At 39.8% G+C, this 4,724-nt stretch carries 2 protein-coding genes; both read left to right on the top strand.

Features of this window, described 5'->3' with window-relative positions:
• Positions 1–685: 685 nt before the first annotated feature.
• Positions 686–2,701: an alpha-amylase family protein gene (locus tag AC1DRQ_RS29550; RefSeq protein WP_477429419.1), complete on the top strand. Its 2,016-nt coding sequence runs from the start codon at positions 686–688 to the stop codon at positions 2,699–2,701.
• A gap of 174 nt (positions 2,702–2,875) precedes the next feature.
• Entirely contained in the window at positions 2,876–4,645 is a 1,770-nt protein-coding gene (locus AC1DRQ_RS29545) for an SGNH/GDSL hydrolase family protein (RefSeq protein WP_477429417.1), read from the top strand.
• The last annotated feature ends 79 nt before the right edge of the window (positions 4,646–4,724 follow it).

The raw sequence follows: 4,724 nt of genomic DNA, 5'->3' as shown, positions 1-4,724 counted from the left end.
CAGATATAATTACTTTCAAATCATCTTCAATTTCCATTATCTCCCATTATAAAATAAAAGTAATAAAATAAAGAGACTAATATTTAAGTGTAATCTGGGGTATATATACTTGAGTATGAGAAGTAAAAAGCCCTCCAACTTACGCTGAAAGGCTTTTCGTGACGATCCGACCACAGTTTTCGAACGCCCTTATAGAAGATTTGAAGAAGTTGGCTTCTATAAAGGTTCAATTATAATATAAAATTATTGACTTAAGTAATATTACTGAAGCCTTGATATAGTTATTCCACACTCTCAAATTGTCAAAATATTACACAATTACTTATCTGAAATTTCTGGATAGGTGATCAATGGAATCATGGGCCTTCTTATCAACATTAAGAGTAACAGATAATCGGGGGAACTATTGTGCAATTTTAGGGGTATCTTAGTAGAGATACATCTTTCATTTGCCGATATATATCTTCTCCGCTTGAAAGTAACCTAATACTGTGCCCGCCTCTGAAAAATAGCGCAAACGATTGTTTTACCCCATATTATAACATAAACACATAATCTTCGTCCTTCTTGGTTGTTTAAGAGGTAAATAGTGTCTGGGTGGTTTTCCAATTATAAATTATCTTCTATATTTGTGTGCGCACACGCAAATAATTGTTCATTGTTTTTCCCTTATAATTTATTAATCATGCTAAAAAAACTGTTGTTTTTAATTTGCCTCGGCTTGGCAAGTGCCTCTAAGGCTCAAAATATTTTTCTTGCTGACATAAAGCCGGGCGAAGCGGTTGCATTAGCGGATAAGGGATCTGTGATTTTAAAAAACAATTGCTTGTCTGTAAAATGGCTTACCGGCAAAAAAAAGGTTACAATAAACGAATTTGTTGCACAGCATAAACAGATTGCTTTAAAAGGTGCTCCTATGTTCGAACTGGAGTTAAAGGAGGGCGCTGTAATTAATTCTGATGATTTTGAATTGAGTGGCCCCCTGAAAATTGTTCAGGTAAAAGGAAATAGGGGAGCGGTTAAACTTTCGGAAAAGGAAAATGGGAGGGAGGTTTTAGGCGAGTTTTTGAATGTAAAATATGGTATTCGTTTAAGGTGGAAGGCCATTTTAAAAGATAACTCTAATTATATCAGGCAGGTTTTTGCCTTTAATAATGTTACGGATTCTTTGAGGATCAGTAAATTAAACCTTATAAAGTTTCCTGTTGGAGCGGAATTAAAACCATCGGGTATTGTTGATGGATCGCCAATAACATCTGGGAACTTCTTTTTCGCGTGTGAAAGCCCCATTAGTAAATACGAGGCCAAAGATAGGTGGGTAAGTAGCTACATTGAACGGCGGGAACCAACGCTGGATTTGACGGCATCTACTGTTTGGGGTATTGCCCCGGAGGGCCAGTTACGCAGGGGATTTCTTTATTATCTGGAACGGGAAAGGGCAGTACCGTACCGGCAAATGCTGCATTATAATTCCTGGTATGATTTATCATGGGCCGACCGTAAATTGAATGAAGCCGGCTGTCTTGACCGCATTCAAACCTTTGCAGACAGTCTCACCATAAAACGCCACATTGCCTTAAACGCGTTTTTGTTTGATGATGGCTGGGATGATAACCAAACATTGTGGCAAATAAGTAAAACGAATTTTCCTGCTGGTTTTGATAATATTAAAACGCTGGCCAATAAATACAATGCATCTTTGGGTGTGTGGATGTCGCCCTGGGGTGGATACGAACAGGCCAAGGAGCAAAGGTTGCAATATGGACGGAAACAAAACCCTCCATTTGAAACAAATTCGCACGGGTTTTCCCTTTCGGGTGCTGTTTATTCAAACAGGTTTAAAGATGCTGCCGCTAACTTTGTTACCAAATATGGTATTTCGATGTTTAAATTTGATGGTGTAGGGGCTGGGGATCAATCAACAGGTGCTACACCCGAGTATCAAACGGATATGGAATCGCTGTTAAACCTGGTGTCAACCCTGCGCGGGGTAAAGCCAGATCTTTATTTTAGTCTTACTATAGGCACCTGGCCATCGCCTTTCTGGCTTAAATATGGCGATGTGATCTGGAGAAATGGCTGGGATACCAGTACTGAAGGACAAGGAGATAACAGGCAGCAATGGCTTAACTATCGTGATGGCGAAGTATATAAAAATATTGTTCAACGTGCCTCCCTTTATCCTTTAAGCTCGCTAATGTATCATGGTGTTTGTATTGCAGACAATGGCGCACCTGCCAAATTTGATATGAATGATAAAGATATTTCCGATGAGATATGGTCGTTTTTTGGATCGGGAACAAGTTTGCAGGAATTATATATCAATCCTCATAAATTAAATACCGCTAACTGGAACTGTCTTGCTACTGCCATAAAATGGTCGCGTGAAAACGCAGACATCATGCCCGATACGCATTGGGTAGGTGGTGACCCATCTAAAGGGGATATTTATGGGTTTGCGGCTTGGTCGCCCAAAAAAGCGATTCTTACTTTAAGAAATCCATCAAATAAAACAAAAACCTTTGTTGTTGATACGCGTAAAGTTTTTGAATTGCCTTTAAATAGTAAATACAGTTATGTTTTTTATAATGCTAAGCTTAACAGTAAGGAATCGAAGACTCCGTTATTTAAAGGAGGCGTTTATATGGTTAAGCTTGAGCCATTTGAAGTGATGGTGTTGAATGCCATGCCCGCTCATTAATGGCGTTATTGGGGACTTTGTTTTCTCGGCTAATTTTCGTTACTAAATAACGCAAAATTCAAGCAGGTGTGCGCGCAAACATATTTTGTTATCTAATTATTGTGATACAGTATGTCTGCAAATATGTTGGCAAATTCCCGGTTTTATGGCAGTTATCCTTTAAATAAATTACAAATGAAACGGATATCAATACTAATTTTATTATTCTTTTTCTTTTTTTGTACAGCATCCTTTTCCCAAACTGCGGCGACCTATAAATGGCTTGACCCGGCCAAAGCAGGCTTCCCGGTTATAGAGGGGCAGGCGTGGTCAAATGAAACGGTAAATACATATAACCGGTTTCCTGCGCGTGCTGAAAAGAACCTCAATCCTAATGTATGGAACATCTCGCACAGCAGTGCCGGCTTATATATCAAGTTTAAAACAGATGCCCCCGACCTAATTATCCGCTACAAGGTTAAAGGTGACTTTGCAATGTCACATATGCCGGCCACGGGAGTAAGCGGCCTGGATCTTTACGCGCTTGATCCTAATGGAAAATGGTGCCTGGCTCCTGGTAGTTTTTCATTTAAAGACACCATTACCTATCGTTTTTCAAACATAAAAGTGAGTGCAGCTTTTCCGGGACGAAGCTATGAGTACAGGCTGTTTTTGCCACTATATAACTCAGTATCCTGGCTTGAAATAGGGGTTCCAGCCGGTAATATGTTTAATTTCATGCCTTTATCTAAAGAAAAACCGGTGCTTGTTTATGGAACATCCATTGCGCAGGGTGGCTGCGCGTCGAGACCCGGTTTGGCATGGACCGCGATTTTACAACGCGCGCTTGACCGCCCGTTGGTGAACCTTGGTTTTTCAGGTACGGGACTGCTTGAAAAATCGGTTATTGACCTGATGGCAGAGATTGACGCAAAAATATATGTACTTGATTGCATGCCCAATTTAATAAGCTTTTCTGACCAGGAAATCGAAAAACGTTTATTAGCAGCGGTACAAGGTTTAAATAAAAGGCATCCACGGGTCCCCATACTGCTTGTAGAGCATAGCGAGGGTAATGTAGATGGTTTGTTAGATACAGGCAGGAATGCCGATTATAACCGTGTCAATAAAATCCTTGCCCTTACTTATTCAAAGCTAATTACTACAGGAACTAAAAACGTTTATTTATTAACTAATAAGGAAATTGGATTTGATATTAACTCAACGGTTGATGGTGTGCATCCCAATGATATTGGTATGGAAAAATATGCCAGCGCTTATGAGAAAACTATTCGCGCAATTATTAATGAACCAACCGGTAAATATTCAACTACTGAACCAGTTGTACAAAGCAGAGATGGCTATTATGATTGGCGAAACAGACATAATGAAATACTAACGCTTATTAAAATTGATTCACCAAAAATTGTGTTCCTTGGCAACTCTATTCTGAATTATTGGGGCGGTATACCAAAAGCTCCTTTAGCAAGAGGGGCCAACTCATGGGATAAATACCTGGAGCCGCTGGGCGTAAAAAACTTTGGTTTTGGCTGGGACCAGGTTGAGAATGTATTATGGCGCGTATATCATGAAGAAATAGACGGCTTTAAGGCGGATAAGGTAATGATTATGATCGGCACCAATAACTTGTCTGGCAATAATGACCATGAAATAATAGAAGGGCTGAAATTGCTGGTACAGGCAGTAAAAGTACGCCAACCGGCAACTGAAATCCTTTTGTCGGGCTTGCTGCCCAGAAGGGCCTTGGAAAAACGGGTAAAAGGTTTAAACAAAGCAATTTCTGAACTGGCCGTTCAAACCCGAGTTCATTTTATTAACCCTGGAAAATTACTACTTAATAATGCCGGTAATATTGACGAGTCGCTTTTTGGCGATGGCTTGCATCCAAACGAGGCCGGTTATCAGAAACTGGCGATTGCCTTGGTTCCTTATCTCAAAAAATAATAGCGCTTCTTTTAATTTATAATGAACATACGCCTTATTGTTGCTCAAAACAGTAAAGCGTATGTTGTATACTACCAGT

It is taken from the genome of Mucilaginibacter sp. P4_E8 (assembly GCF_056401495.1).
Note: the sequence above shows the minus strand (reverse complement) of the source record. Positions and strands in the feature narration are given on the sequence as shown.

Coding starts and splice junctions, on each gene's coding strand:
- AC1DRQ_RS29545 (WP_477429417.1), top strand. CDS start 2,876: ATGAAACGGATATCAATACTAATTTTATTATTCTTTTTCTTTTTTTGT.
- AC1DRQ_RS29550 (WP_477429419.1), top strand. CDS start 686: ATGCTAAAAAAACTGTTGTTTTTAATTTGCCTCGGCTTGGCAAGTGCC.